25 protein-coding genes are annotated in these 26,207 nt (G+C 60.6%); 20 read left to right on the plus strand and 5 right to left on the minus strand.

The annotated features are described in order from the left end of the window. Window positions 1-2: 2 nt before the first annotated feature. Window positions 3-962: a MerR family transcriptional regulator gene (locus PMI37_RS21670; RefSeq protein ID WP_045123233.1), complete on the minus strand. Its 960-nt coding sequence runs from the start codon at window positions 960-962 to the stop codon at window positions 3-5. Window positions 963-1,171: 209 nt separating this feature from the next. Here PMI37_RS21670 and PMI37_RS21675 point away from each other — a divergent pair, with 209 nt between their 5' ends. From PMI37_RS21675 to PMI37_RS21700, 6 genes are all read left to right on the plus strand, one after another. Next, on the plus strand, window positions 1,172-1,741 hold the full coding sequence (locus tag PMI37_RS21675; RefSeq protein WP_008084986.1) for a hypothetical protein: 570 nt from the start codon (window positions 1,172-1,174) through the stop codon (window positions 1,739-1,741). 134 nt (window positions 1,742-1,875) lie between these two features. After that, window positions 1,876-2,586 carry a dihydromonapterin reductase gene (gene folM / locus PMI37_RS21680; RefSeq protein WP_008084988.1) on the plus strand — a complete coding sequence of 237 codons (711 nt, stop codon included), beginning with the start codon at window positions 1,876-1,878 and terminating at the stop codon, window positions 2,584-2,586. A 22-nt stretch (window positions 2,587-2,608) separates the two neighbouring features. Next, a complete protein-coding gene (gene folE / locus PMI37_RS21685) occupies window positions 2,609-3,169 on the plus strand; it encodes a GTP cyclohydrolase I FolE (protein WP_008084990.1) in 561 nt (186 codons plus the stop codon). Beyond that, on the plus strand, window positions 3,170-3,541 hold the full coding sequence (gene folX, locus PMI37_RS21690) for a dihydroneopterin triphosphate 2'-epimerase (protein WP_007914273.1): 372 nt from the start codon (window positions 3,170-3,172) through the stop codon (window positions 3,539-3,541). 96 nt (window positions 3,542-3,637) lie between these two features. After that, window positions 3,638-3,934, plus strand: a complete 297-nt coding sequence (locus tag PMI37_RS21695; protein ID WP_008084992.1) for a DUF1244 domain-containing protein — start codon at window positions 3,638-3,640, stop codon at window positions 3,932-3,934. After that, on the plus strand, window positions 3,927-4,265 hold the full coding sequence (locus PMI37_RS21700; protein WP_008084994.1) for a HopJ type III effector protein: 339 nt from the start codon (window positions 3,927-3,929) through the stop codon (window positions 4,263-4,265). The genes PMI37_RS21695 and PMI37_RS21700 overlap by 8 nt, the downstream gene beginning before the upstream one ends. 206 nt (window positions 4,266-4,471) lie before the next feature. On the opposite strand, the gene trxB is transcribed toward PMI37_RS21700, so the two are convergent. Continuing rightward, window positions 4,472-5,434 carry a thioredoxin-disulfide reductase gene (gene trxB, locus PMI37_RS21705; protein WP_008084996.1) on the minus strand — a complete coding sequence of 321 codons (963 nt, stop codon included), beginning with the start codon at window positions 5,432-5,434 and terminating at the stop codon, window positions 4,472-4,474. 710 nt (window positions 5,435-6,144) lie between these two features. Between trxB and PMI37_RS21710 the strand changes: the two genes are divergently transcribed. The 7 genes from PMI37_RS21710 (at window position 6,145) to PMI37_RS21740 (ending at window position 14,944) form a co-directional block, all read left to right on the plus strand. After that, a complete protein-coding gene (locus PMI37_RS21710) occupies window positions 6,145-6,660 on the plus strand; it encodes an Hcp family type VI secretion system effector (RefSeq protein ID WP_008084998.1) in 516 nt (171 codons plus the stop codon). Window positions 6,661-6,768: 108 nt separating this feature from the next. Continuing rightward, window positions 6,769-9,528: a type VI secretion system Vgr family protein gene (locus tag PMI37_RS21715; protein WP_008084999.1), complete on the plus strand. Its 2,760-nt coding sequence runs from the start codon at window positions 6,769-6,771 to the stop codon at window positions 9,526-9,528. Next, the gene (locus PMI37_RS21720; protein WP_008085000.1) at window positions 9,521-10,135 is read left to right on the plus strand and encodes a hypothetical protein; all 615 of its coding nucleotides are present in this window, start codon (window positions 9,521-9,523) and stop codon (window positions 10,133-10,135) included. Before PMI37_RS21715 ends, PMI37_RS21720 begins: the two co-directional genes overlap by 8 nt. Next, window positions 10,132-10,869: a hypothetical protein gene (locus PMI37_RS21725; RefSeq protein WP_008085002.1), complete on the plus strand. Its 738-nt coding sequence runs from the start codon at window positions 10,132-10,134 to the stop codon at window positions 10,867-10,869. Before PMI37_RS21720 ends, PMI37_RS21725 begins: the two co-directional genes overlap by 4 nt. Before the next feature lie 76 nt (window positions 10,870-10,945). Then, window positions 10,946-13,090 carry a T6SS effector phospholipase Tle3 domain-containing protein gene (locus PMI37_RS21730; protein ID WP_008085005.1) on the plus strand — a complete coding sequence of 715 codons (2,145 nt, stop codon included), beginning with the start codon at window positions 10,946-10,948 and terminating at the stop codon, window positions 13,088-13,090. After that, window positions 13,090-14,670: a type VI lipase adapter Tla3 domain-containing protein gene (locus PMI37_RS31445; RefSeq protein WP_008085008.1), complete on the plus strand. Its 1,581-nt coding sequence runs from the start codon at window positions 13,090-13,092 to the stop codon at window positions 14,668-14,670. The genes PMI37_RS21730 and PMI37_RS31445 overlap by 1 nt, the downstream gene beginning before the upstream one ends. A gap of 13 nt (window positions 14,671-14,683) precedes the next feature. Then, window positions 14,684-14,944 (plus strand): PAAR domain-containing protein, encoded by a 261-nt coding sequence (locus tag PMI37_RS21740; RefSeq protein ID WP_008085009.1) that lies wholly within the window; start codon window positions 14,684-14,686, stop codon window positions 14,942-14,944. A gap of 33 nt (window positions 14,945-14,977) precedes the next feature. Here the strand turns inward: PMI37_RS21740 and PMI37_RS21745 are convergent, their stop codons facing one another. Beyond that, complete coding sequence (locus PMI37_RS21745; RefSeq protein WP_045123236.1) at window positions 14,978-16,429, minus strand: fatty acid desaturase; 1,452 nt, start codon at window positions 16,427-16,429, stop codon at window positions 14,978-14,980. A gap of 254 nt (window positions 16,430-16,683) precedes the next feature. Here PMI37_RS21745 and PMI37_RS21750 point away from each other — a divergent pair, with 254 nt between their 5' ends. Beyond that, the gene (locus PMI37_RS21750) at window positions 16,684-17,343 is read left to right on the plus strand and encodes a hypothetical protein (RefSeq protein WP_045123226.1); all 660 of its coding nucleotides are present in this window, start codon (window positions 16,684-16,686) and stop codon (window positions 17,341-17,343) included. Continuing rightward, entirely contained in the window at window positions 17,337-18,452 is a 1,116-nt protein-coding gene (locus tag PMI37_RS21755) for a hypothetical protein (RefSeq protein WP_008085014.1), read from the plus strand. Before PMI37_RS21750 ends, PMI37_RS21755 begins: the two co-directional genes overlap by 7 nt. On the opposite strand, the gene PMI37_RS21760 is transcribed toward PMI37_RS21755, so the two are convergent. Both PMI37_RS21760 and PMI37_RS21765 read right to left on the minus strand, forming a co-directional pair. After that, window positions 18,440-19,333 (minus strand): alpha/beta hydrolase, encoded by an 894-nt coding sequence (locus PMI37_RS21760; protein ID WP_008085016.1) that lies wholly within the window; start codon window positions 19,331-19,333, stop codon window positions 18,440-18,442. The genes PMI37_RS21755 and PMI37_RS21760 overlap by 13 nt on opposite strands. A gap of 14 nt (window positions 19,334-19,347) precedes the next feature. Then, on the minus strand, window positions 19,348-20,226 hold the full coding sequence (locus PMI37_RS21765) for a metal-dependent hydrolase (protein ID WP_045123227.1): 879 nt from the start codon (window positions 20,224-20,226) through the stop codon (window positions 19,348-19,350). Between the two features lie 104 nt (window positions 20,227-20,330). On the opposite strand from PMI37_RS21765, the gene PMI37_RS21770 reads away from it, so the two are divergent. The 5 genes from PMI37_RS21770 to PMI37_RS21790 all read left to right on the plus strand — a co-directional run bounded on the left by PMI37_RS21770 (window position 20,331) and on the right by PMI37_RS21790 (window position 26,075). Beyond that, window positions 20,331-21,260, plus strand: coding sequence for a fatty acid desaturase family protein (locus PMI37_RS21770; RefSeq protein WP_008085019.1), 930 nt, complete (start codon window positions 20,331-20,333; stop codon window positions 21,258-21,260). Continuing rightward, entirely contained in the window at window positions 21,260-22,861 is a 1,602-nt protein-coding gene (locus PMI37_RS21775; RefSeq protein WP_045123228.1) for a GH3 family domain-containing protein, read from the plus strand. The genes PMI37_RS21770 and PMI37_RS21775 overlap by 1 nt, the downstream gene beginning before the upstream one ends. Then, on the plus strand, window positions 22,846-23,931 hold the full coding sequence (locus tag PMI37_RS21780; protein WP_008085022.1) for an aromatic ring-hydroxylating oxygenase subunit alpha: 1,086 nt from the start codon (window positions 22,846-22,848) through the stop codon (window positions 23,929-23,931). The genes PMI37_RS21775 and PMI37_RS21780 overlap by 16 nt, the downstream gene beginning before the upstream one ends. Before the next feature lie 137 nt (window positions 23,932-24,068). After that, window positions 24,069-24,821 (plus strand): sulfate transporter CysZ, encoded by a 753-nt coding sequence (cysZ, locus tag PMI37_RS21785; protein WP_008085023.1) that lies wholly within the window; start codon window positions 24,069-24,071, stop codon window positions 24,819-24,821. 54 nt (window positions 24,822-24,875) lie between these two features. After that, window positions 24,876-26,075, plus strand: a complete 1,200-nt coding sequence (locus PMI37_RS21790; protein ID WP_008085024.1) for a glycosyltransferase family 4 protein — start codon at window positions 24,876-24,878, stop codon at window positions 26,073-26,075. Window positions 26,076-26,207: the final 132 nt, after the last annotated feature.

Below are 26,207 nucleotides of genomic sequence, written 5' to 3' on the forward strand. Positions count from 1 at the left end.
TTTCAGGTATCGAGTTTCCCCGCGAGAAATTGCGACAAGCGCTGACGCATGGTCGCGCCTTCATTGCCCAGGCAACCGATCGAAGACCCGGCCAGGCTGTCCTGCGCCAGGTCCGCGGCATCGCCGGCCAACAACACCTGACAATCCAGACTCAGCGCCAAACGATTCAAGCGGCGCGGCAATTCGACGGTCGGGGCGTGATTGGAAACCAGTACCAACGCCTGCGGCTTGATCTTTTCGCAAACCAGCGTCAACTCATCGAACGGCTGACCGCTGGTCAACACCCGCACGCCTGATTCGCTGCCGCTCAAAAACAATGCAGCGACCAACAATTCCAGCTCCCGACACTGACCGGCCAGCGCACCGACGACAATCTTGCGCGGCTGCGCGCTGCGTAACGCAATGATGCGCTGCAGCACGCGTGTTCGCAGGTAGCCGTCGAAGAACAGCCACTCACTGGTTTGCCCGAACGCCTCTTGGCGCTGCAGCAGTTGCCGCCACAACGGCAGGAGAATGTCCTGAAACACCACGGGTAGCGAGTAGGAAGAAAAGATCTGGCCATACACCCGATCAAGCTCAAGGTCATCGAATGAGCTGACCGCACGCTGCACCTGATGCTGCCATTGCAGGTAATCGGCCTGCACCAGATCATCGGGAATCAGGTGCGCGAGGACTTTCAACGGCTCGGTCTTGGCGAGAATCTTGCCGACCTTGCTGACGGCCACGCCACGGTCGATCCACTCGACAATGCTGCGCACACGCTCGATATCGGTCATCGAATAGAGCCGATGCCCACTTTCGGTGCGTGTCGGCTCAATCAAACCGTAGCGTCGCTCCCAGGCACGCAGCGTGACCGGGTTGACGCCGGTCAGTCGCGACACTTCGCGTATCGGAAAGAGTTCTTCGCGCTCGAGCGCAACAGATACCTGCGCAGCAGGGCTTGCGTCCGTCATGACGGGCATATTGCGGTCAATGTCCATTTGATTGAGTTGGATCCCATTCTAGCTGCAATGCCTCATTCAGGTTCAAGCGATGAAATGCGACGAAAGTCGCTGGTTAAATCGCGAAATTCAGGAATAATCCTTGCTTGTAAAAACGCAGGCCACCACCCCGGCCTTCGTCTGGCGAAGCCCCTACCCGGAGCGACGCATAAGCAATACGGAGATACACAATGTCTACTTCCCCCGTCACGCTGATGGTTGCGCGTCGCGTCGCCGACGGCCGCTATCAGGATCTGATGGCCTGGCTGCGCGAAGGCGAGCAACTGGCCACCGACTTTCAAGGTTATCTCGGCTCTGGCGTGCTCGCTCCGCCGCCCGGCGATAACGAGTTTCAAATCATCTTCCGCTTCGTCGATGAACAGACCCTGCATGCCTGGGAGCATTCGGCTTCGCGCACGGCCTGGCTGGATCGCGGCAGCGATCTGTTTGCGCACCCGAAGGAACATCGGGTCAGCGGCATCGAAGGCTGGTTCGGTGCGGTCGGTCAGCGGCCGCCACGCTGGAAACAGGCTGTAGCGATCTGGCTGGCGTTCTTCCCGGTGTCGCTGCTGTTCAACTTCGTGCTCGGCCCGCTGCTCGCTGATATGAGTCTGCTACCGCGAGTTTTTATCAGCACGCTGTGCCTGACGCCACTGATGGTTTACTTCTTTATTCCGTTGTCGACGCGGTTGCTGGCCAATTGGTTGAACAGCGTTCCAGTGCGACGGTTGCCGGCGGAACCTTCTACGCAGAATCGGTGAAAGATCGCAGCCTCGTTGCACTCGTCAGCTCCTACAGGAATGTACGCAATCCAGTGTAGGAGCTGCCGCAGGCTGCGATCTTTTCAGGCACGTCGCTGTTATAGTTTTTGCTCCACCCGCGACGCGAGCCGTTCATGTCCACTTCCGCAGCCCCGATCCTCATCACCGGCGCCGGCCAGCGTGTCGGTCTGCATTGCGCACAGCGTTTGCTGGAAGACGGCCATCGCGTCATTTTCACTTACCGCACTGAGCGCCCCGGCGTGCAAACGCTGCGAGACCTGGGCGCCATCGGCCTGTTCGCGGACTTCGCCAGCGAAACCGGGATTCTCGCCTTCATCGCTGAACTGAAAAGCCATACCGACAGCCTGCGTGCCATCGTGCACAACGCCTCCGAGTGGCTGGCCGAAACGCCGGGCAGCGAGGCCGAAGCCTTCACCCGCATGGTCAACCTGCACATGCTCGCGCCCTACCTGATCAACCTGCACTGCGCCGATTTGCTCCAACGCTCGACACCGGCCGACATCATCCACATCAGCGACGACGTCACCCGCAAAGGCAGCAGCAAACACATCGGTTATTGCGCCAGCAAAGCCGGGCTCGACAGCCTGACGCTGTCCTTCGCCGCCCGCTATGCGCCGGCAATCAAGGTCAACGGCATCGCGCCGGCCCTGCTATTGTTCAATCCCGACGACGACGCGGCGTACCGCGCCAAGGCCCTGGCGAAATCCGCGCTGGGCATCGAACCCGGCAGCGAAGTGATCTATCAGAGCCTGCGCTATCTGCTCGACAACCCTTATGTCACCGGGACGACCCTGACCGTCAACGGCGGACGGCACGTCAAATAACGCTGCCCCGCGAGGATGTTGCATGCCACTTTCCCTGCCCGAAAATTACCGCGAAATCCTCATTGGCCTCGGTGAAGATCCTGAGCGTGAAGGACTGCGCGACACCCCGGTACGTGCGGCCAAGGCCATGCAATACCTGTGTCACGGTTATGAGCAAAGCGTCGACGAGATCGTCAATGGCGCACTGTTTGCCTCCGACAGCGACGAGATGATCATCGTCGCTGACATTGAACTGTACTCATTGTGCGAACATCATCTGCTGCCCTTCATCGGCAAGGCCCATGTGGCTTATATTCCGACGGGCAAGGTTCTGGGATTATCGAAAATCGCGCGGCTGGTCGACATGTTCGCCCGACGCCTGCAGATTCAGGAAAACCTCACCCGGCAAATTGCCGACGCGGTGCAACAAGTCACCGACGCTGCCGGCGTCGCCGTGGTCATCGAAGCCAGGCACATGTGCATGATGATGCGCGGCGTTGAAAAACAGAATTCGACGATGAACACCTCGGTCATGCTCGGCGCCTTCCGCGAGTCGAGCAACACCCGTCAGGAGTTCCTGCAATTGATTGGACGGAGCAAGTAAATGCCACAACTTCAACCGGGAATGGCGCGCATCCGGGTCAAGGATTTGCGCTTGCGCACCTTTATCGGGATCAACGAGGACGAGATCCTCAACAAGCAGGATGTGCTGATCAACCTGACCATTCTGTATGCGGCCCAGGAAGCGGTGCGTGACAACGACATTGATCACGCGCTGAACTACCGCACGATCACCAAGGCGATCATCGCCCACGTCGAGGGCAACCGCTTTGCGCTGCTTGAACGCCTGACGCAGGAGTTGCTCGATCTGGTGATGAGCAACGGTTCGGTGCTGTACGCCGAAGTCGAAGTCGACAAGCCGCATGCGCTGCGATTTGCCGAATCGGTATCGATCACGCTTGCAGCGAGCCGCTAGCTTCAAGCTTCAAGCGGCAAGCTGTAAACTTCGGTTCACCGCCACCCATCTTGCAGCTTGAAGCTCGTCGCTTGAAGCTGTCTCGCAGAGATTCCCATGAACGAGCAACAACGCCTCGAACTCGAAGCCGCCGCCTTCCGCCGGCTGGTCGCCCACCTGGACAGCCGCAAGGACGTGCAGAACATCGACCTGATGAACCTCGCCGGGTTCTGCCGCAACTGCCTGTCGAAATGGTACAAGGCCGAAGCCGACGAGCGCCAGATCGAGGTCAGCCTCGATGACGCCCGCGAAGTGGTTTACGGCATGCCGTACGCCGAGTGGAAAGCCCAATATCAGCAAGAAGCCAGCGCCGACCAGCAAGCGGCGTTCGCCAAAGGAAAAACCCATGAGTGACCTGAACACCCTGCGCGCCAGCCTGAAGAGCGGCGAACACGTTTTCGCCGACACTCTGTCGTTCATTGCCGCCGGTTATGACTACCAGCCGCAGGCCTTCAACAACGGTGGCGTGGAAAACGCCGCCGGGCAGAACGAAGGTTCGTGCAAGACCCTGGGTCTGGCGCTGCTGGAGGGGCTGAGCGACGAAGAAGCGCTGCTGGCGTTTGGCGAGCATTATCGCTCGGTGGTGGCGACGCCTGAGGGCAGCGATCACGGCAATATTCGTGCTTTGATCAAACATGGTCTGGCTGGCGTGAAGTTCACCGCACAGCCCCTGACCCGCCGCTGATCAAGATCAAAAGATCGCAGCCTTCGGCACCGTGATCGTTCCCACGCTCCGCGTGGGAATGCAGCCGGGGACGCTCCGCGTCCCATCGGACGCAGAGCGTCCAGATGAGGCATTCCCACGCAGAGCGTGGGAACGATCATCACGTAGCTGAAACTCCGGGCACAAAAAAACCGGCCAATCTGGCCGGTTTTTTTGTGCCTGCGATCTTAGAACGAAGCGTTCTGCAGACCGTCCAGGTAACGCTCGGTGTCGAGTGCCGCCATGCAACCGGCGCCGGCCGAGGTGATGGCCTGGCGGTAAACGTGGTCAGCCACGTCACCGGCGGCGAAGATGCCTTCGACGCTGGTCGCAGTAGCGTTGCCGTCACGGCCGCCCTGCACCACCAGATAACCGTCTTTGAGGGTCAACTGGCCTTCGAACAGCGAAGTGTTCGGGGTGTGGCCGATGGCGATGAACACGCCGTCAACGGTGATTTCGTCGAAGCTGCCATCGTTGTTCTTCAGACGCGCACCGGTCACGCCCATGTTGTCGCCCAGTACTTCGTCGAGAGTGGCGTTCAACTTGAGGATGATCTTGCCTTCGGCGACGCGAGCGTTGAGCTTGTCGATCAGGATCTTCTCGGCGCGGAAGGTTTCGCGACGGTGGATCAGGGTCACGGTGCTGGCGATGTTGGCCAGGTACAGCGCCTCTTCAACAGCAGTGTTGCCGCCGCCAACCACAGCCACTGGCTTGTTGCGATAGAAGAAACCGTCGCAGGTCGCGCAGGCCGAAACGCCTTTGCCCATGAACGTTTCTTCCGACGGCAGGCCCAGGTAGCGAGCGCTGGCGCCGGTGGCGATGATCAGGGCGTCGCAGGTGTAAGTCGCGCTGTCGCCGGTCAGGGTGTACGGCTTGGCAGCGAAGTCGACGGCGTTGATGTGATCAAACACGATCTCGGTTTCAAAACGCTCGGCGTGCTCGCGCATGCGCTCCATCAGCACTGGGCCGGTCAGACCATGGACGTCACCCGGCCAGTTGTCGACTTCGGTGGTGGTGGTCAACTGACCGCCAGCCTGCATGCCGGTGATCAGCAGTGGCTTGAGGTTGGCACGGGCCGCGTATACCGCAGCGCTGTAACCGGCAGGGCCGGAACCGAGAATAATCACTCGCGAATGACGGACTTCAGACATGACCTGCTCCTGTTGACCGGGCCGAAAGACAGACCCGGATCGCCGGACTGCCGGCGAGAATAAAAAAGGACTGTGGATGACCTTGGGGAAGGCGTGAGCTCGACAGTCCTGTAAAAAGTTGGGTGCAGCGTATCGAGGGGGGCAAGATTAAGGAAATACGGTTTAACAATCCAGCTCATAGGTCGACTCTATGCCGACGCACTGACGAGCTGAACGTCCGGCGATCCGAATCACTCCTCCACGCCGACAGCGTATTTTGCCGACTGCTGCGTTTAACGTTGGCAGCTCTCGGCAAAAATCGCTTGCTGGGGATAACTCGGACACTACAAAAAAATCACTTCTCTTAAAGGGAAAAACTTCCGGATTCCAGTACCTCAATTTCCCTGTAATTTTAATAGCCACTATATAGCCATGATGCGCAAGAAGTTGCGCAACTGCCCATAATAAAACACCCGCCAAAACCGCTACAGACCTTACAGCCAAAGGCCTGCAGCCAAGTGCGCAAGAAGTTGCGCAGTACTGCGCAACTTCTTGCGCACTTTCCGCGGTTTTTCCGTGTCCAACTAATCTGCATGGATGAGGTACTTCACTTAAATCCTTGATCCGAAATGACTATCGAATCACTGGCATGAAAGTTGATATCTCAGAACTTACACGGACAGGCAATCGTGCCTGTTTAACGTGTCATTTCAAGCAAGGAGAGCATTCCCATGGCAACACCAGCGTACATGTCGGTCACTGGCGAAAAACAAGGTCTGATCACCGCCGGCGCGTTCACCGCCGACTCGGTTGGCAACACCTTTCAGGAAGGCCACGAAGACCAGGTCATGGTTCAGGCTTTTACCCACGACGTGATCATCCCGCGTGACCCGCAATCCGGTCAGCCAACCGGCCAACGCGTGCACAAACCAGTTGTGATCACCAAGGTCTACGACAAGGCTTCGCCGCTGCTGCAAGCTGCTCTGACTTCGGGCGAGCGCATGAGCGAAATCGTTATCCAGTGGTACCGCACTTCCGCTCAAGGCACCCAAGAGCACTACTACACCACCAAACTGGAAGACGCGATCATCGTCGCCATCAACAACAAAATGCACAACTGCCAGGACCCGGGCAACGCGCACTTCACGCACCTGGAAGAAGTGCAGTTCACCTACCGCAAAATCACCTGGACCCACGAAGTATCCGGTACTTCGGGTTCCGATGACTGGCGTGCTCCAGTCGTTTAATCACGGCTGATCGCTTCACACATCGACCAGCCTTGCTGGTCGATGTGACGGATGTCTTGCAGCGTTGATGGGCGGGCCCTCTTTCTCACCTGACCAAGGAACAGTCCAATGCGTCAAAGGGATTTGAAGTTCACGTTTTCCGTGTTGTCAGGGCAGATGGAGTTCGAGGTCGTAGAGTTCACGCTGGAAGAAGCCGTGTGTGAACCGTTCCGACTGACCATCGAGTTGGCCAGCCACAACCCGAACATCGATTTCGGCAAGGTTCTCGATCAGCCCTCATTACTCACGATCTGGCAAGGCGGCACGGCTGTGCGCCATGTCCACGGGCTGGTGTCCAGCTTCACTCAAGGCAAAACCGGCTTTCGCCGCACGCGTTATCGCGCCGTGGTCGAACCGCATCTCGCCCGCCTCGCCCTGAGTTCCAACTGGCGTATTTTTCAGCAGAAAAACGTCCCGGACATCATCAAGTCAGTGCTCAGCGAACACGGCATCCTCGACTATCAGCAACACATCAACGGCGAGCATCTGCCGCGCGAATACTGCACTCAGGTCGGCGACACCGACCTGTACCTGTTCGATCGGCTTTCCAGTGAAGAAGGCTTGTTCTATTTCTTCAAATGCAACGAAAGCACCCACACGCTGATTCAGGGCGACAAACTCTATGTGCAGGAGCGCATTCAAGGCGCTCCGGTGCTGTACACCACTGAACCGGCGGCGGACGCCACGCAGCCCGTGCTCTACGCGTTCAGTTACACCGAGAACGTGCGCACGGCCGAGCAGACGCAACGCGACTACACCTTCAAGCGCCCGACCTTCGACCAGCAACAGAATTTCACCGGCGATGACTTGCAACATCAGACGCCGAACTATGAACGCTACGATTATCCGGGTCGCTACAAGGTCACCTCGGCCGGCAAACCGTTCACCCAGAATCGCTTGCTCGGGCACCGTGGCGATGCACGCATTGCCGTTGTCGAAGGCGACGATCCGCGCCTGATCCCGGGGTTCTCTTTTCAGCTCAGCGGCCATCCCCGGGAAGATTTCAACCGTTGGTGGCGATCGCTGAGGATCACCCACAAGGGCATCCAGCACGCCAGCCAAGAGGAAGAATCCGCCGGCGCGGATGTCGGCGTGAGCTACGACTTCGTCGCCGAAATCGTTGCCGAAGAAACCGAATGGCGCACCCCGCCGATGCCCAAACCGATTATCGACGGGCCGCAGATTGCGACGGTGACAGGGCCGGACGGGGAAGAGATTTACACCGATGAATACGGCCGGGTAAAGGTCCAGTTCCCCTGGGACAGGGAAGGCAAGAACAACGAATTCAGTTCCTGCTGGGTGCGTGTGGCGCAGAACTGGGCAGGTGCGGACTGGGGCCATATGGCGATTCCGCGTATTGGCCAGGAGGTCATCGTCGATTACCTCGACGGCGACTGCGATCAGCCGATCATCACCGGTCGCACGTACCGGGCGACGAACATGCCGCCCTATCAATTGCCCAATCACAAGATTCTCAGCACTATCAAAAGCAAGGAATACAAGGGCACTCGGGCCAACGAACTGCGCATTGACGACACCACCAAGCAGATCAGTGCCGCCTTGATGAGTGATCACGGCAGCACCGCATTGCATCTGGGTTACCTGACGCATCCGCGGCCGAGCGGCGGTGAGCCGCGCGGCGAGGGTTTCGAGTTGCGCACCGATGAACACGGTGCGCTGCGGGCAGCCAAGGGGCTGCTGCTCAGTACCGAGGAGCAAATGAACGCCAGCGGCGGTCACCTCAATCGCGGCTCGGTCATCCAGGTACTGGAAGCGGCGTTGAAACTGGCCAAGGACTTGGGGGACTACGCCCAGGACAACCAGGGTGTCAGCCATGACAAGGCACCGCAGCAAACCCTCAGCGATGCCGTTCGCGACCTGGGCAACGGCGCGAACGACGAGTCGGGCAAGACCAACGGTGGCAATCCGGCGATCGCCATGAGCGGTGAAGCCGGCATCGCGGCGGCATCCCCCAAGAGCATCACGGTGGCGGCGGGTGAGCATATCGACACCGTTGCCCAGCAAAATCAGCAACAGACCTCGGGGCAGAAGTTTGTGCTCAATGCCGGGACCGACCTGGGGATGTTTGCCCACAGCGGCGAAATGCGCCAGATCACCCATCAGGGCGCGATGCTGTTGCAGGCGCAGAAAAACAATATCCGCCTGGAGGCGGATCAGAGTGTGGAAGTCAGCGCCAGCAACCAGCACGTGCTGGTGTCGGCCAAAGAGCACATCACCCTGATGTGCGGCGGGGCCTACATCACCCTCAAGGGCGGCAATATCGAACTGGGCATGCCCGGCAACCTGATCGTCAAAGCGGCCAAACACAGCCTGCTCGGTGCGACCAGCCTGGAAGCCGAGCTGCCGAAATTCAAAGTCGGCGATACCCAGCGGCGTTTCATGCTCAAGCAAATTGACGGGACGTCGGCGATGCCCAACATGCCGTACAAAATCACCCTGTCCAATGGCGAAGTGGTCGAAGGCGTGACCGACGCTCAGGGCGCCACGCAGTTGTTGCAGAAAGACGTGATGAGCATTGCCAACGTCGCCATGCTCAAGCCGCCCGCCCCGGCAGCGGCAGGCGCGGCGGGAGGAGGCGCAGGGGCAGCCGCCAGTGCGGCCGGTGCTGGTGCCGCTGACGAGGCGGAGGAAATTGTGCAGTTTTTTGAGTTCAAGGACGACCAGGGAGGCCCCGCGCCGCACCACTTCAAGGTGATGTCCGCCGGGGAAGTCGTGGCCGAGGGTTCCGGTGAGCGCACGCCGGAATTTCCTGCCGACCTGCAACTGGAACTGGAATCGTGGCCGGTGAAGGACAACCAAAATGCCTGATCTCATCACGCCACAGGTGCGCAAGCTCGCGGCCATCGGATACGGCGAAGCTTCGACGGACAACAACCCGCAGGAAGTGCGCGGCATTTGCTTTACGGTGACCAACCGCATGCGCGCCTGGGAGCTTGCCGATGTCGACAGCCTGCTCAGGGAGGCCGGCAGCGGCTACGTCGTTGCCACGAAGGGCAACAATGTCCGTTACAACCAACTCATGGCGGCTTCGGAAGCGGCCATCAACGCCGACCCGAACATGCGCTCGGCGGTAGAGAGTGCACGGGATGCGCTCGCCCAGCGCGGCAATGATCCCTCCAACGGCGCGTATTGGTGGGACGGTGTCGATATCAAACAGTCGACCAACCCCCGCCATTCTTCCGGGTTCCACTACGGCTCCCCCTCGCACAACATCTTTGGTGTGGCGCAAGTCACGAAGCCGGAAAAAATCACCTATTGGACCCAGTTCAACAAAAAGACCAACACGATGGTAAATACCCGTGAGCGGGGTCGTTATACCTACAAATACCTGTCCACTGCTGCCATCGGCAAAACGATCTTCTGGACCACCAATCCGGAGTACATCAAGGCATCCGGCGCCAAGGGGCATCGATGAGCAAAGTCACCCGTTGTCTGAGCCTGTTTCTCGTTGCGAGCCTGCCCCTTCTGGCGCAGGCCGCTCCGGTACAGTTCACCGATTACCGTGCGTTCTATCAATCGTTGGGCGACAACCTGTTTGCCGGGCCCGGCAGCGAACTTGCCATGCCCTGCTCGGAATCGCCAAGGCATTGCCTCTGGGCCAACGCCATGCGCCCGGCGTTTGAAGGTTTTGAGGATGCACAGTGGAGCGCGCCCGACGGACTGAAGCTCGACCCGCCCAAAGGCACCCCCGTCATTGTCTTGGACGGAGATGCGCTGACAGTCGGCAAACAACGTTGGCCGCTGCGCGAGGCGGTCAACTTCGCCTCGCCGCAATGGCCCGTCGATGACCCCATCGACCCGGAAAACGTGGCTAGCGCAACGACCTGGCGTCAAGGCGCCTCAACGTGCCTGGAGTTGCATTACGTCAGCAGTGGCTACGGTAGTCGCTACCCCCAGGTGTTGCTGGTACACGGCCAGCATCTCTACGCGTTACCGCGACTTTTCTCCTCGTGCTCGGCCATTCGCAAGGCGCCCGGCAATCAGTTCAGCTATCCGGAAAATACCTACCTGGGGGCAGAGTTGGAAAACAACCCGACCGGGCTACAAGTGGATTACCGGGTACCCAACGCGAAAAACCCGGTGGCGCAGTACCTGTTGCACTTCCCGAATCAGGGTGATCCCTTCGTATTTGAGGCGCAGCGCCAATAGGCGCCAGCGGACACATCCGTCATGACCGTGCCCGCACGCGTCGAGACCAACGGAATTTTCAAGGAGGAAATGGGCGATGACTGATCCTACCCAGCCGAAAAAGATCGCTTCCAGCCAATCGATCACCATGCCCAGCGGTGGCGACATCCACCTGATTCCGCCGCCACCGAAGCCCTGTGTGACGATCCTCGTGCACGGCGTCAACGACCTCGCGGGTTGCTACGCGCGTATTGAGCAGGGCCTGTGCGAGGGGCTGAACGAACGCCTCGATATGCCGCGCACCTTCCCCAACGGCGCGAACAACCCGGGTTACCTGTTGCCGGCCAGCTACACCGCGCCCGCCGATGATGGCGGCAAGGCCAATAACCCCGATGCCGTGTACTTCCGCCGCAAGGCCGGCGCCTCCAGCAACGGCAGCCAGCCGCGCAGTGTGGTGGTGCCGTTCTATTGGGGGTTTCGCGAGGAAGAAGCTTTCATTCAGAAAACCGAAGCGCACGGTCAGTGGCTGGACCGTGACGGCAACCGCCTGGACAAGGCCGGCACCAAGGAAGGCGGCCAGTTCGCCAACGCCACCACCAACCTGCCGGACATGTGGGGCAAGGGTTTCAACGGCATGCTGCTCGGCTTCATCTCGCTCGACAAAATCGGCGGCAAGCTGACTCACCCGCTGTTTTCAGCCGCCGGTCGGCGTTACATGGTGCTGGCCGCCATGCGCCTGGCGATGTTGATCAAGATCATTCACAAACGTCATCCAAACGATACGATCAACGTGGTTGGCCACAGTCAGGGCACGCTGCTGACACTGTTGGCCCACGCGTTCCTCAAGGAGGACAACGCCAAACCGGCAGACGGCGTAGTCATGTTCAACTCGCCCTACAGCCTGTTCCAGCCGAACATGGACAAGGTCCAGAAGTGGGGTGGGCAACAGACGACCGGAGCGCGCATCGCCACGCTCAACGGCATCTTGCAATTCATCGCCGGCAGCCCTAATCCGGTGCCGGCGCTGTCGGGCGTCGCCCTGAAAAACAAGCAGGGCTACGGAGCGATTGGCGGGCCTGGCTGGACAGGCACGGCCGCATGTCAAACCACGATCCGCGGAGAAAAGATCACCTTCAACGAGCGCGACAATCGCGGCAGCACCTTTCTCTATTTCACCCCTCAGGATCAGACAGTTGGCCTCAAGAACGTCCAGGGCATCGGTTGGCAGGGGATCGGCGAAGAGGTCGACGGCCAGCCAGCGCGCAAGATTCTTCCGCAACGTTTCCACCAACGGGTCTTTACCGTACGCAAACGTAACGGCGAGAAAGAACTCGTCGGCAAACACGTTCCTCCATACGTCTACCTGTTGCGTCAGGACAGCGAGCAACCCTGGGAAGACACCGGCCTGGGCTTCATGGACCGGATCCCCAATGGCAGCCTCGACAAGGGCGCCAGCGTAATCTTGACCGCGCCTCCATTGCCGGTGCCAGGCGACGTGAACTTTGCCAACGATGGTGTCGTTACCGCCCCCGGGGAAGACTCCAAAAGCGGGGTGTACCAGGTCAAGGACAAACTCGATCCCGTCGATGCCGCGATCGGCGTGGCCAATGGCGGCTGGGAGCCGGACAACCCACGTTACGCCGAAGCGGAGACCATGGAAGAAGCCCAGGCCTTCAAATACGGGCAAGACATCAAGAGCGTCGAAAAGGCCCGTAACGAGGGCAAGGAAGCCTCGGACTGCGCCCATGTGTTTGCCGCTCGGGCTCAAGGCAACGGCAAGGTTCTCGTCACGCGTGGGGAAACGCCTTATCAGGCACGTATCCGCCTGCAAGGCGAGGAATACTCGCTGGCGATGTCTTTCCACTCTTCCATCCCCAACAACCCTGAACACAGCCGCCAGGTGCTGGCCTATGACGTGGCGATCGGGGCCGGCGAATGCGTGGATGAAGCGTCGTTCTATGCGTATCTGTGTCGAGTGGCGGATTGGCGGCTGGACTGGGCCAAGACCGATGGCGGCGCCAACGCGCAATTTCAGGCAGAGAATGAAGATCCGGACGACTCCGTGGATCAGCACTATCAGGAGGAGGACGGTAAGAACCGCGAGTTGATTGACGCTACCGTGGCGTATCGCAAGACCGGCGCGTTACCCGCCATCAGCGACAACATGCCGAGCCTGGTGGCGACCCAGACCCGGACCGAACTCAGAAATGGCGAACCCGTGCGTTTTGGTGGAGCCCCTTGATGCGCTTTGATATTGCTCGTTTGTTTTGCACCGGCCTGCTCCTGACCAGCCCTCTGGTCCACGCGGCTGCACATCCATCGACGGCCAGCCGTTGCTTTGCCAGCGCGGCCTCACCCGTGACTGCCTATACCTCGGCCAAGGAGGCCGCCACCATGCCTGTTGATGCCCGTTACCGCGCCCCTGCCACCTCGCCGCGTCTGGACACGCTGGATGTGCTCGCCATTGGCCTGAGCCTCGACGTGTTCCGTCAGGGCCAGGCCTGGAAAGCCTTGCAGGAACAGAATGCGAAACAGACTGAAGCCCTCCACGTCGGCAGCATTCTGCCCACGGACCCGAAACAGTATCCGGTGGATGGCGACGCCAAAGACCTCGCCTATGACAAGCGCAAGGCTGATGCGCTGGAACTGGGCTTGCGCGACTTCGTCGAGAAGTGGCCGATCCCGACCCTCACGGTCGTGCGTGGCTGGAATCCCGACACACCGAACCTGCGTTACGCCCCGCAAAGAACCCGGGAAATGCTCTCGGGCATGGTCAACAGTTACCGCACGGAAGCGGGCCTGCACTGGCATCGCGTGCGCAATCTGCAAGATGGCGTGGTCTGCAGCGACACCCCGGAAGGTCTGGTGGAAAACCTCTTCAACCTGTTCGAACAGAACCCTGACCTCCCCGCTGTGCTGGTCTACAACGTCGAAGGCTTCAGCATGTCGTTCGCGCTGTCGGCGAAAAAGGCGCCGCTGATTGGCGGGCCCGGCCCACGCAAGCCGGGCGAACTCACCGACGCCATGGTCGCCATGGTGGTCGGGCGTCCCGAACGCGTCGAATGGCTGCGTTACTACGCGCAATTTGCCAAGGTCAACGAGAACAAAATCGACCCGGAATTCACCGGTTGGGGCGCGAGCAAACCCGCCGTGGAGTTCCAGCCATCGACGTTCATTCCGCAACCCTGGACCCAGCGTGCGTTCGAGCAATGGGATGCGCAGCCGGTGCTGGCCAAGCTGCATCGGCCGGTCACCGTGGCGCTGCTGCGGCCAGACAATGGCGAACGCCTCAAGCGTGACGCGCTGACCGCCAAACTCGCCGCTGGCTGGAAAGACGCCACCGACGGGCTCGTGCAGAAACCGGCGCGGGTGTTCTTTGACGGCGGCGCGAACACCACGCCGCTGGCGGAGTTGCTGCCGGCGCTCACTGCCGCCCACAGCCCGCTGGATCTGCTCGATTCGCGCGAGAGCTACGACCTCAATCAGCGCTTGGGCGATACCGGCTCGGCTTCGCCGTTCGTTGGTCTCACCCTCGCGACGATGGCCAGTTACCTCAACGCCGACACCAGTGTGGTCATGCCGATGCGGCGCCCGGAGCAGGCGACGATCATTGCCGTGACCTCGCCGACGCCCGGCAAAAAGCCAACGGGCAATGATCATTTCGGCGTCAACCTGATGCCGCAGACTGCGAGCACCGAGGAACCGTCAGCCGTGCCTACCGCGCATTCGGCGCCGAAAATGCCGGGCATCGAGCAGGATCACACGCTGGAAGAATTCCTCGCCGACCAGAAACCGAAAACCAACTGGATGGACGATCTCTAAGAGGCCTGCTGCCATGGACATCATTCGGCTCGGCGACTCCACCAGTCACGGTGGCACCGTCCTTGAAGCTTTCAGCCAGACAGACCTGAACGGCAAACCCATGTCCGGCGTTGGCCACAAGGTAGTCTGCCCGCTGTGCAAAGGGGTGTTCCCGATCACGCAGGGCAGTGCCCTGCTGGATGTCGGCGGCATTGCAGTCGCGCTGCACGGGATGAAAACCGCGTGCGGCGCCAGCCTGATCGCGAGCAACCCCAAGGGTGAGGCTGAAAGCTGAACCCAAGCGGTGCCGCGCGGAAACAAGGCTGGATCAGCGGTGTTTGTTCATGCCCGACCAGAGCAGCGAGGGCAGCGTCCGTGAGTCCAGCAACGCTTCATCCGTCGTCACCAATCGTGGAAGCACGTGCCAGGGATGGTTGGCACTGCGGTGATGATGCAGGTGCAGATTGATGTGATAAGGCCAGATGAAAAACCGCCCTGCGTGCCCGACTTTCCAGGCATACGTCCATTCCCGCCAACCGGGGGTCACGTCCGGCCCGCCGCTGTGCTCGGCGATGCTGCGAATTTTCTGCAACAGGGTGCCCAGGGTGGCCAGTGGCACAAACCAGAAAAAAACAATCAGCAGGATCGTCTGCGCCGACGTCTGCCAGGCAATCAACGATAAAAGGCCCAGCCAGATCACACTGGCCGCAAAGGCCGGGCCGGTCATCTTCGGTGAGGCTCCGCCCGCTGCCTTGTAGGCGCGCAGATTGCGCAGCGTGTTGATCAGCAACAGATCGCCGAGTATTTGTCGCAGCAACAATTTGCCGCTCAGCGGACGGAAATCCCAAGGCTGGCGGTGATACAGAAAGCGGCGCTCCGGGTCGTTGGCAGTACCGGTCTGTTGATGATGTTCGAGGTGCAGGGGCCGATAGAATTCCACCGGGACGAGACCCGGCACACCGATCGCCAGGTTGATCAGAAAGTCGTTGAGCCGGCGATGACGGGTCAAGTGATAGTGCGTCGCGTCGTGGTACAGGATGAACAGCGCATGTTGGCGCGTGGCAATCACCACGAAGGCCACGCCATACAAACGCCAGTCGTCCACGTACAGGGCGATGCGCAACGTCACGATGATGCACAGCCATTCCAGCAGGATCGCGGCCATGCTGCGCAGATCCACTTTCAGGCGCTTGAGCATGACGGTCATCAAGCCCGCCACGCCACCGATCGCGGCGCCATACACCACGTCGAGCAGCACGTGCTGACCCGTGGTCAACACGGTAATCCCCAGCATCACGCTCCACAGACTGAAGAGCCAGGCCGCACGGACGCGCAGGTAAGCAAGGACAACGCTGATCGCTACCGGCAAGGCCACGTGCCCACTGGGCGAGGCGGCCAACGGTGAGTCGAGTTGGTAGAACCACGTCAGCCACTGCGACGAGCTCTCCGGGCGCTCGATCATGGAGGGCCAGAACAAATGGCTCAGCAGGCAGGTGCCGGACGCCACGGCCGCGGCAAAAAAGGCTGGCAGCAACCATTCGCGGCGCCGCCCCAGCAGCACCAGCGCCGGCATGATCAGCACATAGCTCAGGTACAACGGCAAGGTGAAAGGCAGTCGAGCAATGTGCGCGTCAAAACCTGTCGGTTCAATCACTCGCACCGCGCCCATCGGGTAGTGCGTGACGAGAAAATACAGCGCGCCCGTCACCACGGTGTAGACCGCTAGCCAGAGGAACGGGCGTGTCACGATCGAGGTATCAAATTGATGACTGGCAAACATGGATGACATGAATAAGGCGCCTGATGGGTCAGAACACGTGCAACGTTTCCATACCGCCAAGAGCGGCGGCTTCTGCTCGGTTATGCCAGATTTTCAGCGTCAGTAAATGACGGCGACGAAAGGAAGTCTACGTTGCATTGACCCTTTCAACTCGCCAAACTCCAAACATCTTGCTTGCGATGCCGAGGGTCTCCATGCGTTTGAGCGCAACGTCCGTTGAATGCTCCGATCTGCATCCACATGAAATCAACCGGATGTTCGAGATTTATTCGGCGTCCTACTGCGACACCTCTCGCCCGCAGTTCGAACAGGATTTGCAGGACAAGACCCACTGCATCGTGTTGCGTTGCGCGGATCAGACCATCGTCGGTTTCACCACCCTCAAACGCTATGAGCGCACGTGGTGCGGGCGCCCGATCAGGGTGATTTTTTCCGGCGACACCATCATTGACCGCGAACACTGGGGCAGCCAGCAACTGGCCTTCGCGTGGATGCGCCTGGCCGGCGAGATCTGGCTGGAGCAACCTGACATTCCCCTGTACTGGTTTCTGATCTGCAAGGGCCACCGCACCTATCGCTATCTGGCCGCCATGGCACTGAACTACGCGCCCCGCGCTGGCGCCGTGACGGACTCTGCGGTTCAGGCACTGGCCGATTATCTGGCAGTGGATCGTTTCGGCGAGGCCTATGACCCGGCAACAGGCGTGCTGTCTTTCAAAGTGCCGCAAGGTCGGCTGACGACCGAGTTGGCACACGTCCCGGCGCCGCACTTGCGTCTGGATAACGTCGCGTATTTTCTGCAGAAAAATCCTCATTACGCGTCGGGCGATGAACTGGTCTGCCTGTGTGAATTGCACCCCGATAACCTGCGGCCCATGGCGCAGCGTCTGTTCGCCGCCGCACAACCATGCTGATCCGCCAGGCCTGTGCGGCGGACAACCAGCGACTGCTGGATTTTCAGGCGCAGCGGGCCATGCAGGGTGGTTTGCCAATGCGTTTCGATCGCGGGCCGGACTACTTTGCGCTGCACCGTTGTCATGCCAGCGACCATCGCACCTGGCTGGCCGAGAACGAGACCGGTGATCTGAAGGGCATCGCCAGCCTGGTGGTACGCGAGGGTTATCTTCAGGGTGACATTCAGCCCGTGGCCTATCTGGGGGATTTGCGACTGGTGCCTGATCGACGCCTGTCGCTGTCGTGGATGGCCGAGGTCAAAGTCCGTCTCGCCGCACTGACCGCTGAAACGGGGGTGCAGCATGCCTATTGCTGTGTCATCCGCGACAACCGTCTCGCCACACAATCATTGCTCGGCGGACGGCGCGCCAATCCACTCGGGCTGGCGCACTGGCGGGGTTACAGCAACGTCGCCGTGTATGCCCAGCGTGGCTGGGCAAGCACCCCGCGAACGCCGGACCACGTGCGCATCGTGCAAGCGCAGCCGTGTCACGCCGACGCACTCCGGGCGTTTCTCGACCGCGAGTCGGCAGCTCAGCCCTTCGGCAACGTCTTCAGCGAGGCGCAGTTTGCCAGGCGCCTGGAGACCTGGCCGGACTTCGGTCTCTCGTCATTTCTGCTGGCACTCGACGCCCGAGACAATCTGCTGGGCTGCGTCGCGCCTTGGGATGCCGGGCGGATCAAGCGCGTGGTGCTTGAGACCTTGCCGCTGCCCCACCAGGCTCTGCGCCTGGCGTTCAACACCTGTGCGCCGCTGTTGGGGCGCCCCGCCATTGCCGCGCCCGGCGAGGCGTTGCGCGACGTTTACCTGACCCACCTGCACGTCCGCCAACGCGACCCGCAGATTTTTGCGGCACTGCTGGACGCGGCGTGGATGCGCGTTCGCGGTCAGTACGCATTGATGCAACTGTGCCTGTATGACCATGACCCATTCTGGCTGGCCATGAAGCGCTATCGCGCCGTGTCCATTGCCATGGACTTGTACACCGCGCCTTGCGTAGGCAATGCCACGGCGTTGACGCCGCAGGATGCCGAGCGCATCCCGGGCTTCGAAATCTATCTGGTCTGAGCGCAACCGTGGACGACATCCAACAGCGTCAACCAGAAACGCGTGGCGTCAAAGCCACCGCCGCCCAGCACCGGTTGACCGTGATCGAGCCGGGGCAGGCAGATCTGCGGCATGCCCGCGATGCGTTGATGTTCGAGGTAAAACTGGCCGTCATGGGCGCAACCCGGGCGTCGCGCATTGAGGCGGGCATGATGGGTATCGAAGCGTGAACTGGGGACGGCGCTCCAACTGATCACGTGCAGGCATTGCACGTCGGCGGGCAGGTGTTCGAGCAGGTCGCTGATCTGCGGGTCGCGCAGACTGCTGATATCCCGTGCGCCAGCGGCCACCCAACGGGTTTTCGCCAGCACTCGGCGAACGCGATCGAACGGATAGTCGAGGTTCGACTGCCCTGCGCTGCAAGCCAACAGGTCATTGATGACCGTCGACGGACCTGTCGGTGGTTGCACCAGTACCACACCATCACACGCCTGGCGCAACTGTTTGTCCTGTGCCAATGCCGCGAGCGCGTCGAGCCCACCCTTGCTGTGCGCCAACACGACAAAGCGTTGCCCCTGCCTGAGTTGGGCCGTCAGCACCTGACTGATATGTCGACCCTGCGCCATGACGCCGCGAGAGGAACGCACGGGCATGCGCAAAACCGGATAGCCCAGGCGCCGCAACGTCCGCGCACAATCCTGAAAACAGCCGGGCAGCCATTCGGAAAACAGCCCGGCCACCAGCACCACCAACGTGTCCTGGGAAAGGCTGAGCATGGGCTTGTGCCAGCACGCGATAAATTGCTCCGTGCAGTCCAGCAATGCGTCGGGCGCGACGAATTCGGTAGCCGGAAAATGCCGTGGCCACTCGGCAAATCCCTCAGGTGTCCAGGCGGGGGTCATCGCCGAAGGCCCTTTCATGGTGTGCGCCCAGCGTATTCGTCGAGGGTTTGCCGCGCCGTTGCCAACGCTTCACGGGTGTCGAGGTGGTTGGGGTGAAACCCCGGAATGAACCAGGCCAGCCATTTCGGAAACACCCGGGTCAGCGGGCCGGGTCGGACGAATAACCAGCCGAGCAACCGCAGCCATTCGCGCCCGTTGCGGCGCTGCCCATCATTGCCTGCCAGTCGGTAAATGAAATACAGGACATCGATGGCAAAGTAGCCGGTCATGATCAGCATGACCCCGCAGCGCATCAGGTATCGCCGCAGCGGATTGCTCACCACCACGCCCAGCACATCGTAGGCGACGGCCTTGTGTTCGGTTTCTTCGATCGCATGCCAGCGCCACAGCATGGCCATCTTCGTATCGGCGCCTTCAAGGATCGCCGGATGACGCAGCAATTGATCGGAGAGGATCGCGGTGAAATGTTCCAGGCTGGCCGTCATGGCCAGGCGCATCGCCGGGGAGAATTTATTGCCCACCTCCTGACGACGCATCAGCAATTGTTCCAGCGCATCAATCGGTGCGCCTTGGGCCGCGAGCAGCCGGTTATACGCGCGATGTTCGCGAATATGCGACGCTTCCTGATACACGAACGCGTCAACCGCCTGGGCCAGCGCCGGATGTTTTTCGAGGGCTTGGCGAAAGTGCACGACACTGTCGATGAAGAGTTTTTCGCCGAGTGGAAACATGATCGACAGGCCATCGAAAAAGCGCGTGACGTGCGGCCAGCCACGATACCAATAGCGCGGAACCTGCTCATCAAGCGCGAAACGCATGTCGCGTCGAGGGATGTCTGCGCCAGCGGGTTTCGTCGCCGAGCGTCTGTTCAGAAGGCGTTTTAGATACGACATACAGTGTTCTGCGGTTCCTCGTTGCCCTGACGCGCCAGCAATTGATCATTAGCGACGCGATCAGGGCGGTATACTTTTTCGACTCGACCTATCAAGGAGCCCATATGCGCAGTTCCAGTGACATTTCGCAAACGCGTCGTTTCGACGTGGCCAATCTGTGCGTGCTGGCGCTGCAAACGCTGTTGTGGGGCGCGACCCTGACCTGGCTTTCCCACACGGAGGCGGGCGGGCTCAAATGGCTGGTGCTCATCCCGTTTTGCCTGGTCATGCAAGGTGTCTTCTCGATGATGCACGAGTCCTTTCATGGCCTGGCGCACAGTCGCAAGCCCCTCAACTACTTCGTCATGTGGTGGGCTTCTAGCCTGTTTGGCGCTTCGGCGACGCTGATCCATATCAATCACCTGGGTCATCATGTGCGCAATCGTACACGCGCAGAACTGGCCGACTTCGCGGTCGCGGATGAGTCGCTGTGGCGCAAGCGTATCGAGTACTACTTTGCGGTGCTTGGCGGTATCTGGCTGGCGGCGTTTGTCGGCAGCCTGTTATTGCCGGTGCTGCCGGCGCGCATCACCGACAAATGGTCGCAAACCGCAGAGGTCAACACCTACGCCGCCGCCTTCAAGGACTTCTCCAGCGCCGACTTCAAGCGTATCCGCGTGGAAGTCATCGCCAGTGTCGCCGCGTGGTTATCGATCGGACTCTTGCTGGGATGGACGTGGCAGGTGGTGCTCATCGCCTACCTTGCTTTCGCCTTTTCCTGGTCGTCGCTGCAGTGGGTGTACCACATGCGCACACCACTGGACGTCGTCGAGGGCGCCTATAACCTGCGGGCCCCGCGGCTGGTGCGCTGGGCGTTGTTGAACTTCAACTACAACCTGACCCATCATCGGCACTCGGCCATGCACTGGCAGCAAATGCATGCCGCTTCCAACCAGAAGGAAACCCGGCCGCTGTGGTATGGCTGGCTGCAGGTTTTCCTGCCGCCGCAGCGGTTACCCGATGATTTGTCGCAACTGGACAAGACCTACTTCTGATGAGCGCCAACATGGATGTGAAACGCGCGCTGTGGCAGACCTTCCTCGAGCACGCCAAGCCCACGCTCGATCAATGGCACGCGCAGCTCGAGCAACCGCAAGCAACGCAAGAACGCTTATTGCAGCGCCTGCTCGAAGCCAATCGTGATTGCGCATTCGGCCGCGCCCACGACTTTGCCCGACTGCAGGACTCGACGCAGTTTCGCGATAACGTACCGGTTCACACCTACGCGCAACTGCAGCCGTGGATCGAGCGCGCGCAACAGCAATCCGCAGCGATCCTGACCACCGACACACCACTGTTCTTCGAGCGTACGAGCGGTAACAGCGCGCTGCAAAAAGCGATTCCCTACACGCGCGCCTTCCTCGCAGAAATGCACAGCGCGCTGACCGTGTGGCTCGCCGACATGCATCGCCAGGTGCCGGGCATCAGTCATGGCTCGAGTTATTGGTCGATGTCGCCGCCCCTGCAAATGCCCGTGGCCGGGCCCAATGGCATTTGCCTCGGGTCGGCCAGTGATCTGGAGTATTTGAGCGGCAGTCATCTGGCCGGTCTGGCCGGGACGTTGCTGATTCCAGAGTTTAACGGTGCGCAGTCGCAATGGCGTCGCCAGACCCTGCTGGCCTTGCTGGCCGACGCTGATTTGAGTTTTATCAGCGTATGGAGCCCGACCTTTCTGACCAGCCTGTTACAGCCACTGTTCGACGCCGAAACACCCGAACAGCTGCAGACGTTTGCCTGGCTTGAGGCCGCCCTCCCCGCGCCGCGCCGCTCGGCGCTACGCCGCGCGCGAGCCCAGGGTGACTGCAGCGGATTATGGCCACGCCTGGCCGCCGTCAGTTGCTGGATGGAAGGGCCGAGTCGCCACTACTTCACGCAACTGGCCGCGCGTTTTCCGCAAACGCAGTGGCTACCAAAAAGTCTGTTTGCCACCGAAGGCGTCGTCAGTGTTCCCTTCGGCGACGGACCGGGCTGCCCGTTGGCGATCGGCAGCCATTATCTGGAATTCCTCTGTGAAGACGGCAGCCTGCGCCATGCGCATTCGTTACGCCTGGGGGAAACGGCGCAGGTGCTGCTGAGCACCGGCGGCGGCTTGTACCGCTACGCACTGGGCGATCGGGTCCGCGTCGTCGGCATGTCGGGGGCCACGCCACGGGTCGAGTTTGTCGGCCGTGCCACAGGCACCAGTGATCTGGTCGGAGAAAAACTCGATGAACACGTCGTGCAGAACCTGTTCGAGGGTTGCCCGGCCACCCAGGGCGGCGCCTGCCTGATCCCCGACGCCTATGCTTCGCCACCGCATTACACGGCGCTGGTGGCGATGCCCCGAGACCTTGATGCCAGTGCCCTGGCACTGACGATCGAGGCGGCACTGGCCGACGCCTTTCATTACGGCCAGGCACGCCAGCTCGGGCAACTGGGACCGGTGCAGGTGCGCCTGCTCGACGGCGGCGCTGATCAACTCGCGCAGCTGCTGCAACAGGCGGCGGAGTTGAGCGGCATCCGTGCGGGCGACTTCAAGCCGCGCGCACTTATCAATCGGCTGGAGACAGCTCAAGCCCTTCTCGCTCTGACGGACAGCTCATGTCGGTACCTTTGAACAACCTCCTCGAAACACCCGACGACGCGACCCTCGAACAATGGTATGTAGCCTGCGCACAAAAAGAACTGCGCAAAAACAAACCTTACCGGGCGAAGATTCTGGGTCTGAACCTGGTGCTTTTTCGTCAGCGTGACGGCCGGGTAGCGGCGTTGCTCGACCAGTGCGTGCATCGCGGCACACGCCTGTCGGCGGGCAAGATTGCCGACGATTGCCTGGTGTGTCCCTACCACGGCTGGCGCTACGACGCTGAGGGGCAAGTGGTGCATATCCCCAGCGTCGGCAAGAAGTCGTGCACTTCGACGCCCCCCGCGTATCGCTACCGCCAGCGTCACTTTGCGGTGCAGGAGCAGGACGGGCTGGTCTGGGTCTACACCGGCACGGGCGACCCGCAGAGCAAAACCGTGTTCAAGCTCCCGGTCTACGGCGAAAAACCCTGGCAGTCCTATTTCATGATCAACACCTTCGAGGCCGACGTCGGCAGCCTCGTGCAGAACTTCATGGACGTGCCGCACACTGTTTTTGTCCACGAGGGCATCTTCCGTTCCAGCAGCGGGCGGGCGATGGAAGCCACGCTCGCGTGTAAAGCGCAGAGCATCGAAGTGACGTACCACGATGACGGCGACAAGATCGGTTTGATGAACTGGCTGAGCAACCCCGACGGCGAGCCGCTGGTGCACACCGATCGTTTTTTTGCGCCCAACGTCACCCGCTGCGACTATCGGTGGGGCGAGCGTTCGGCATTCTTCATCATCAGTCAGATCACGCCCATCGATTCACGCCAGTCGCGCGTCTACACCTACATCGCCTACCGCTTCCGCCTACCCCGCTGGGTGCTGGGCCTGTTGCGGCCGTTGATTCATCTGTACACCCACATCGTGATTCGCCAGGACGTGAAAATCATTCAGGCGCACCGCCAAGGCCTCGACAATGTCGCCGATTTCAAACCGTGCAACGTGCAGGCCGATGCCGTGCATATCGGCGTCGACCAGCTATTGGCCGCCGTGAAACGCGGAGAAGCGCTACCGCCGGCACAACGCCGTGAATCGCGGATACGCTTCGAGCTTTGAGGGCGGACGCTGAACGATTCACTGACGAATAGCGTCCCTCTGATCTTGTTACAGTGAATGTCGATCGCTCTGCCGTGCTTTCGCAGCCTTTGCAAAGTCGGTAAGGTCGGCGCGTTTTCCCTTGCTCGGAGCACCTTATGCCCGCCCCTGTTCTGTCCGGCCCGCAATACCTGCGTGAAGGCCTCAAACTGGTTCTCAGCCCTGGCCTGCGCCTGTTCGTGTTGTTGCCGCTGGCGATCAACCTGGTGCTGTTCGTCGGCTTGATTTATCTGGCCGGCCACCAGTTCAGCCTCTGGGTCGATACGCTGATGCCATCGCTGCCCGAATGGCTGAGCTTCCTCAGCTACATCCTCTGGCCCTTGTTCGTGGTGCTGGTGGCGCTGATGGTGTTTTTCACCTTCACCATGCTCGCCAACGTGATCGCCGCGCCGTTCAACGGCTTTCTCGCGGAAAAAGTCGAAGTGGTGGTGCGCGGCACCGATGACTTCCCGGCGTTCAGTTGGGGCGAGTTGATCGAGATGGTCCCACGCACCCTCGCCCGGGAAATGCGCAAGCTCGGCTACTTCCTGCCACGGGCAATCGGCCTGTTCATTCTTTCGTTCATCCCGATGGTCAACATCATCGCCGCACCATTGTGGCTGCTGTTCGGCGTGTGGATGATGGCGATCCAGTACATCGACTACCCGGCGGACAACCACAAACTGGGCTGGAACGAAATGCTCGCCTGGCTGCGCCAGAAGCGCTGGCAGAGCATGAGTTTTGGCGGCATCGTTTATCTGGCGCTGCTGATTCCGGTGGTCAACATCCTGATGATGCCGGCGGCTGTCGCCGGGGCGACGTTGTTCTGGGTGCGTGAGCGTGGTGCCGAGAATCTGGTGACTCAGCGCTGAACCGGCAACAGAGCGCGCGTCACAAATCCATCATCCGAACGTAACAGCCACGACATGGCCTCAGTTGACACTGAGGTCATGACGACAGCTCTACACATCACCCTCATCAGCGAAACCTTCCCACCGGAAATCAACGGCGTGGCCAATACCCTTGGCCGCTTGTGCGATGGCTTGCGCGCGCGCGGGCATCAGGTGGAACTGGTGCGCCCGCGTCAGGCCGGTGATCCGCAGCGCAGTGAAGATGATGCGCTGCTGCTGTGCCGAGGTTGGCCGCTGCCGGGTTATCCGGGGTTGCAGTGGGGGCAGTCGTCGATGCACAAACTGCTGCGGCGCTGGAAGCGCCAGCGCCCGGATGTGCTGTATATCGCCACGGAAGGGCCACTCGGCCTGTCGGCGTTGCGGGCCGCGCGGCGTTTGGGGATATCGGTGGTCAGCGGGTTTCATACCAACTTTCAGCAATACACCAGCCAGTACGGTCTCGGTTTGCTGACCCGGATGCTCACGCATTATCTGCGCTGGTTTCACAATCGTTCAGCGCTGACATTGGTGCCGAGCGTCAGCCAGCGGCTGGAACTGGAGCGGCGGCATTTCGAGCGGTTGGCGTTGTTGTCGCGAGGGGTCGACAGCCAGTTGTTTCATCCAAGCAAACGGTTGAACGCTTTACGTGAGCAATGGGGCCTCAACGAGCGCGATATCGCGGTTATTCACGTAGGACGCCTCGCTCCCGAGAAAAACCTCGGCCTGCTCAAGCGCAGCTTCGAAACACTGCGCAGCACTTATCCACAGCGTCATCTGAAACTGATCATCGTCGGTGACGGGCCGCAACGCGTGGCGCTGGAAAAGGACCTGCCCGAGGCGATCTTCTGCGGCGCACAACGTGGCGAGGCATTGGCCGCGCACTATGCGTCTGGGGATGTGTTTGTGTTTCCGAGCCTGACCGAAACCTTCGGCAATGTCGTGCTGGAGGCGTTGGCTTCAGGGTTGGGGGTGGTGGCTTACGATCAAGCGGCGGCGGCGCAACACATTCGCCACGGCTACAGCGGCGTGCTGGCGATGCCGGGGGATGAGCAGGCATTTTGCGAAGCGGCCGTGTGGTTGCTGGAGGAAGATGAGCGGTTGCGTTGTGTGCGGCTGAATGCGCGACAGCATGCGAGTCGCCAGGGGTGGCCGGCGATTATCGAGCAGTTCGAGAGCCATTTGCGTGGGGCTTGTGTGGGGGAGCAAGTGGTGCCGAATGCGCAGACATTGCCTTGAATCATTGCTGACTTGGAAGGCGCCATCGCTGGCAAGCCAGCTCCCACAGTGTTTGCGGAAAACACAAAATTTGTGAACATCCCCAGAACCTGTGGGAGCTGGCTTGCCAGCGATAGCGTCAGAAGCGGCGCT

The organism is Pseudomonas sp. GM80 (assembly GCF_000282515.1).
Lineage (GTDB): Bacteria > Pseudomonadota > Gammaproteobacteria > Pseudomonadales > Pseudomonadaceae > Aquipseudomonas.

Excerpts from the sequence above, each read along its gene's own strand:
- PMI37_RS21670 (WP_045123233.1), bottom strand. The coding sequence starts at position 962 with ATGCCCGTCATGACGGACGCAAGCCCTGCTGCGCAGGTATCTGTTGCG.
- PMI37_RS21675 (WP_008084986.1), top strand. The coding sequence starts at position 1,172 with ATGTCTACTTCCCCCGTCACGCTGATGGTTGCGCGTCGCGTCGCCGAC.
- folM (WP_008084988.1), top strand. The coding sequence starts at position 1,876 with ATGTCCACTTCCGCAGCCCCGATCCTCATCACCGGCGCCGGCCAGCGT.
- folE (WP_008084990.1), top strand. The coding sequence starts at position 2,609 with ATGCCACTTTCCCTGCCCGAAAATTACCGCGAAATCCTCATTGGCCTC.
- folX (WP_007914273.1), top strand. The coding sequence starts at position 3,170 with ATGCCACAACTTCAACCGGGAATGGCGCGCATCCGGGTCAAGGATTTG.
- PMI37_RS21695 (WP_008084992.1), top strand. The coding sequence starts at position 3,638 with ATGAACGAGCAACAACGCCTCGAACTCGAAGCCGCCGCCTTCCGCCGG.
- PMI37_RS21700 (WP_008084994.1), top strand. The coding sequence starts at position 3,927 with ATGAGTGACCTGAACACCCTGCGCGCCAGCCTGAAGAGCGGCGAACAC.
- trxB (WP_008084996.1), bottom strand. The coding sequence starts at position 5,434 with ATGTCTGAAGTCCGTCATTCGCGAGTGATTATTCTCGGTTCCGGCCCT.
- PMI37_RS21710 (WP_008084998.1), top strand. The coding sequence starts at position 6,145 with ATGGCAACACCAGCGTACATGTCGGTCACTGGCGAAAAACAAGGTCTG.
- PMI37_RS21715 (WP_008084999.1), top strand. The coding sequence starts at position 6,769 with ATGCGTCAAAGGGATTTGAAGTTCACGTTTTCCGTGTTGTCAGGGCAG.
- PMI37_RS21720 (WP_008085000.1), top strand. The coding sequence starts at position 9,521 with ATGCCTGATCTCATCACGCCACAGGTGCGCAAGCTCGCGGCCATCGGA.
- PMI37_RS21725 (WP_008085002.1), top strand. The coding sequence starts at position 10,132 with ATGAGCAAAGTCACCCGTTGTCTGAGCCTGTTTCTCGTTGCGAGCCTG.
- PMI37_RS21730 (WP_008085005.1), top strand. The coding sequence starts at position 10,946 with ATGACTGATCCTACCCAGCCGAAAAAGATCGCTTCCAGCCAATCGATC.
- PMI37_RS31445 (WP_008085008.1), top strand. The coding sequence starts at position 13,090 with ATGCGCTTTGATATTGCTCGTTTGTTTTGCACCGGCCTGCTCCTGACC.
- PMI37_RS21740 (WP_008085009.1), top strand. The coding sequence starts at position 14,684 with ATGGACATCATTCGGCTCGGCGACTCCACCAGTCACGGTGGCACCGTC.
- PMI37_RS21745 (WP_045123236.1), bottom strand. The coding sequence starts at position 16,429 with ATGTTTGCCAGTCATCAATTTGATACCTCGATCGTGACACGCCCGTTC.
- PMI37_RS21750 (WP_045123226.1), top strand. The coding sequence starts at position 16,684 with ATGTTCGAGATTTATTCGGCGTCCTACTGCGACACCTCTCGCCCGCAG.
- PMI37_RS21755 (WP_008085014.1), top strand. The coding sequence starts at position 17,337 with ATGCTGATCCGCCAGGCCTGTGCGGCGGACAACCAGCGACTGCTGGAT.
- PMI37_RS21760 (WP_008085016.1), bottom strand. The coding sequence starts at position 19,333 with ATGACCCCCGCCTGGACACCTGAGGGATTTGCCGAGTGGCCACGGCAT.
- PMI37_RS21765 (WP_045123227.1), bottom strand. The coding sequence starts at position 20,226 with ATGTCGTATCTAAAACGCCTTCTGAACAGACGCTCGGCGACGAAACCC.
- PMI37_RS21770 (WP_008085019.1), top strand. The coding sequence starts at position 20,331 with ATGCGCAGTTCCAGTGACATTTCGCAAACGCGTCGTTTCGACGTGGCC.
- PMI37_RS21775 (WP_045123228.1), top strand. The coding sequence starts at position 21,260 with ATGAGCGCCAACATGGATGTGAAACGCGCGCTGTGGCAGACCTTCCTC.
- PMI37_RS21780 (WP_008085022.1), top strand. The coding sequence starts at position 22,846 with ATGTCGGTACCTTTGAACAACCTCCTCGAAACACCCGACGACGCGACC.
- cysZ (WP_008085023.1), top strand. The coding sequence starts at position 24,069 with ATGCCCGCCCCTGTTCTGTCCGGCCCGCAATACCTGCGTGAAGGCCTC.
- PMI37_RS21790 (WP_008085024.1), top strand. The coding sequence starts at position 24,876 with ATGGCCTCAGTTGACACTGAGGTCATGACGACAGCTCTACACATCACC.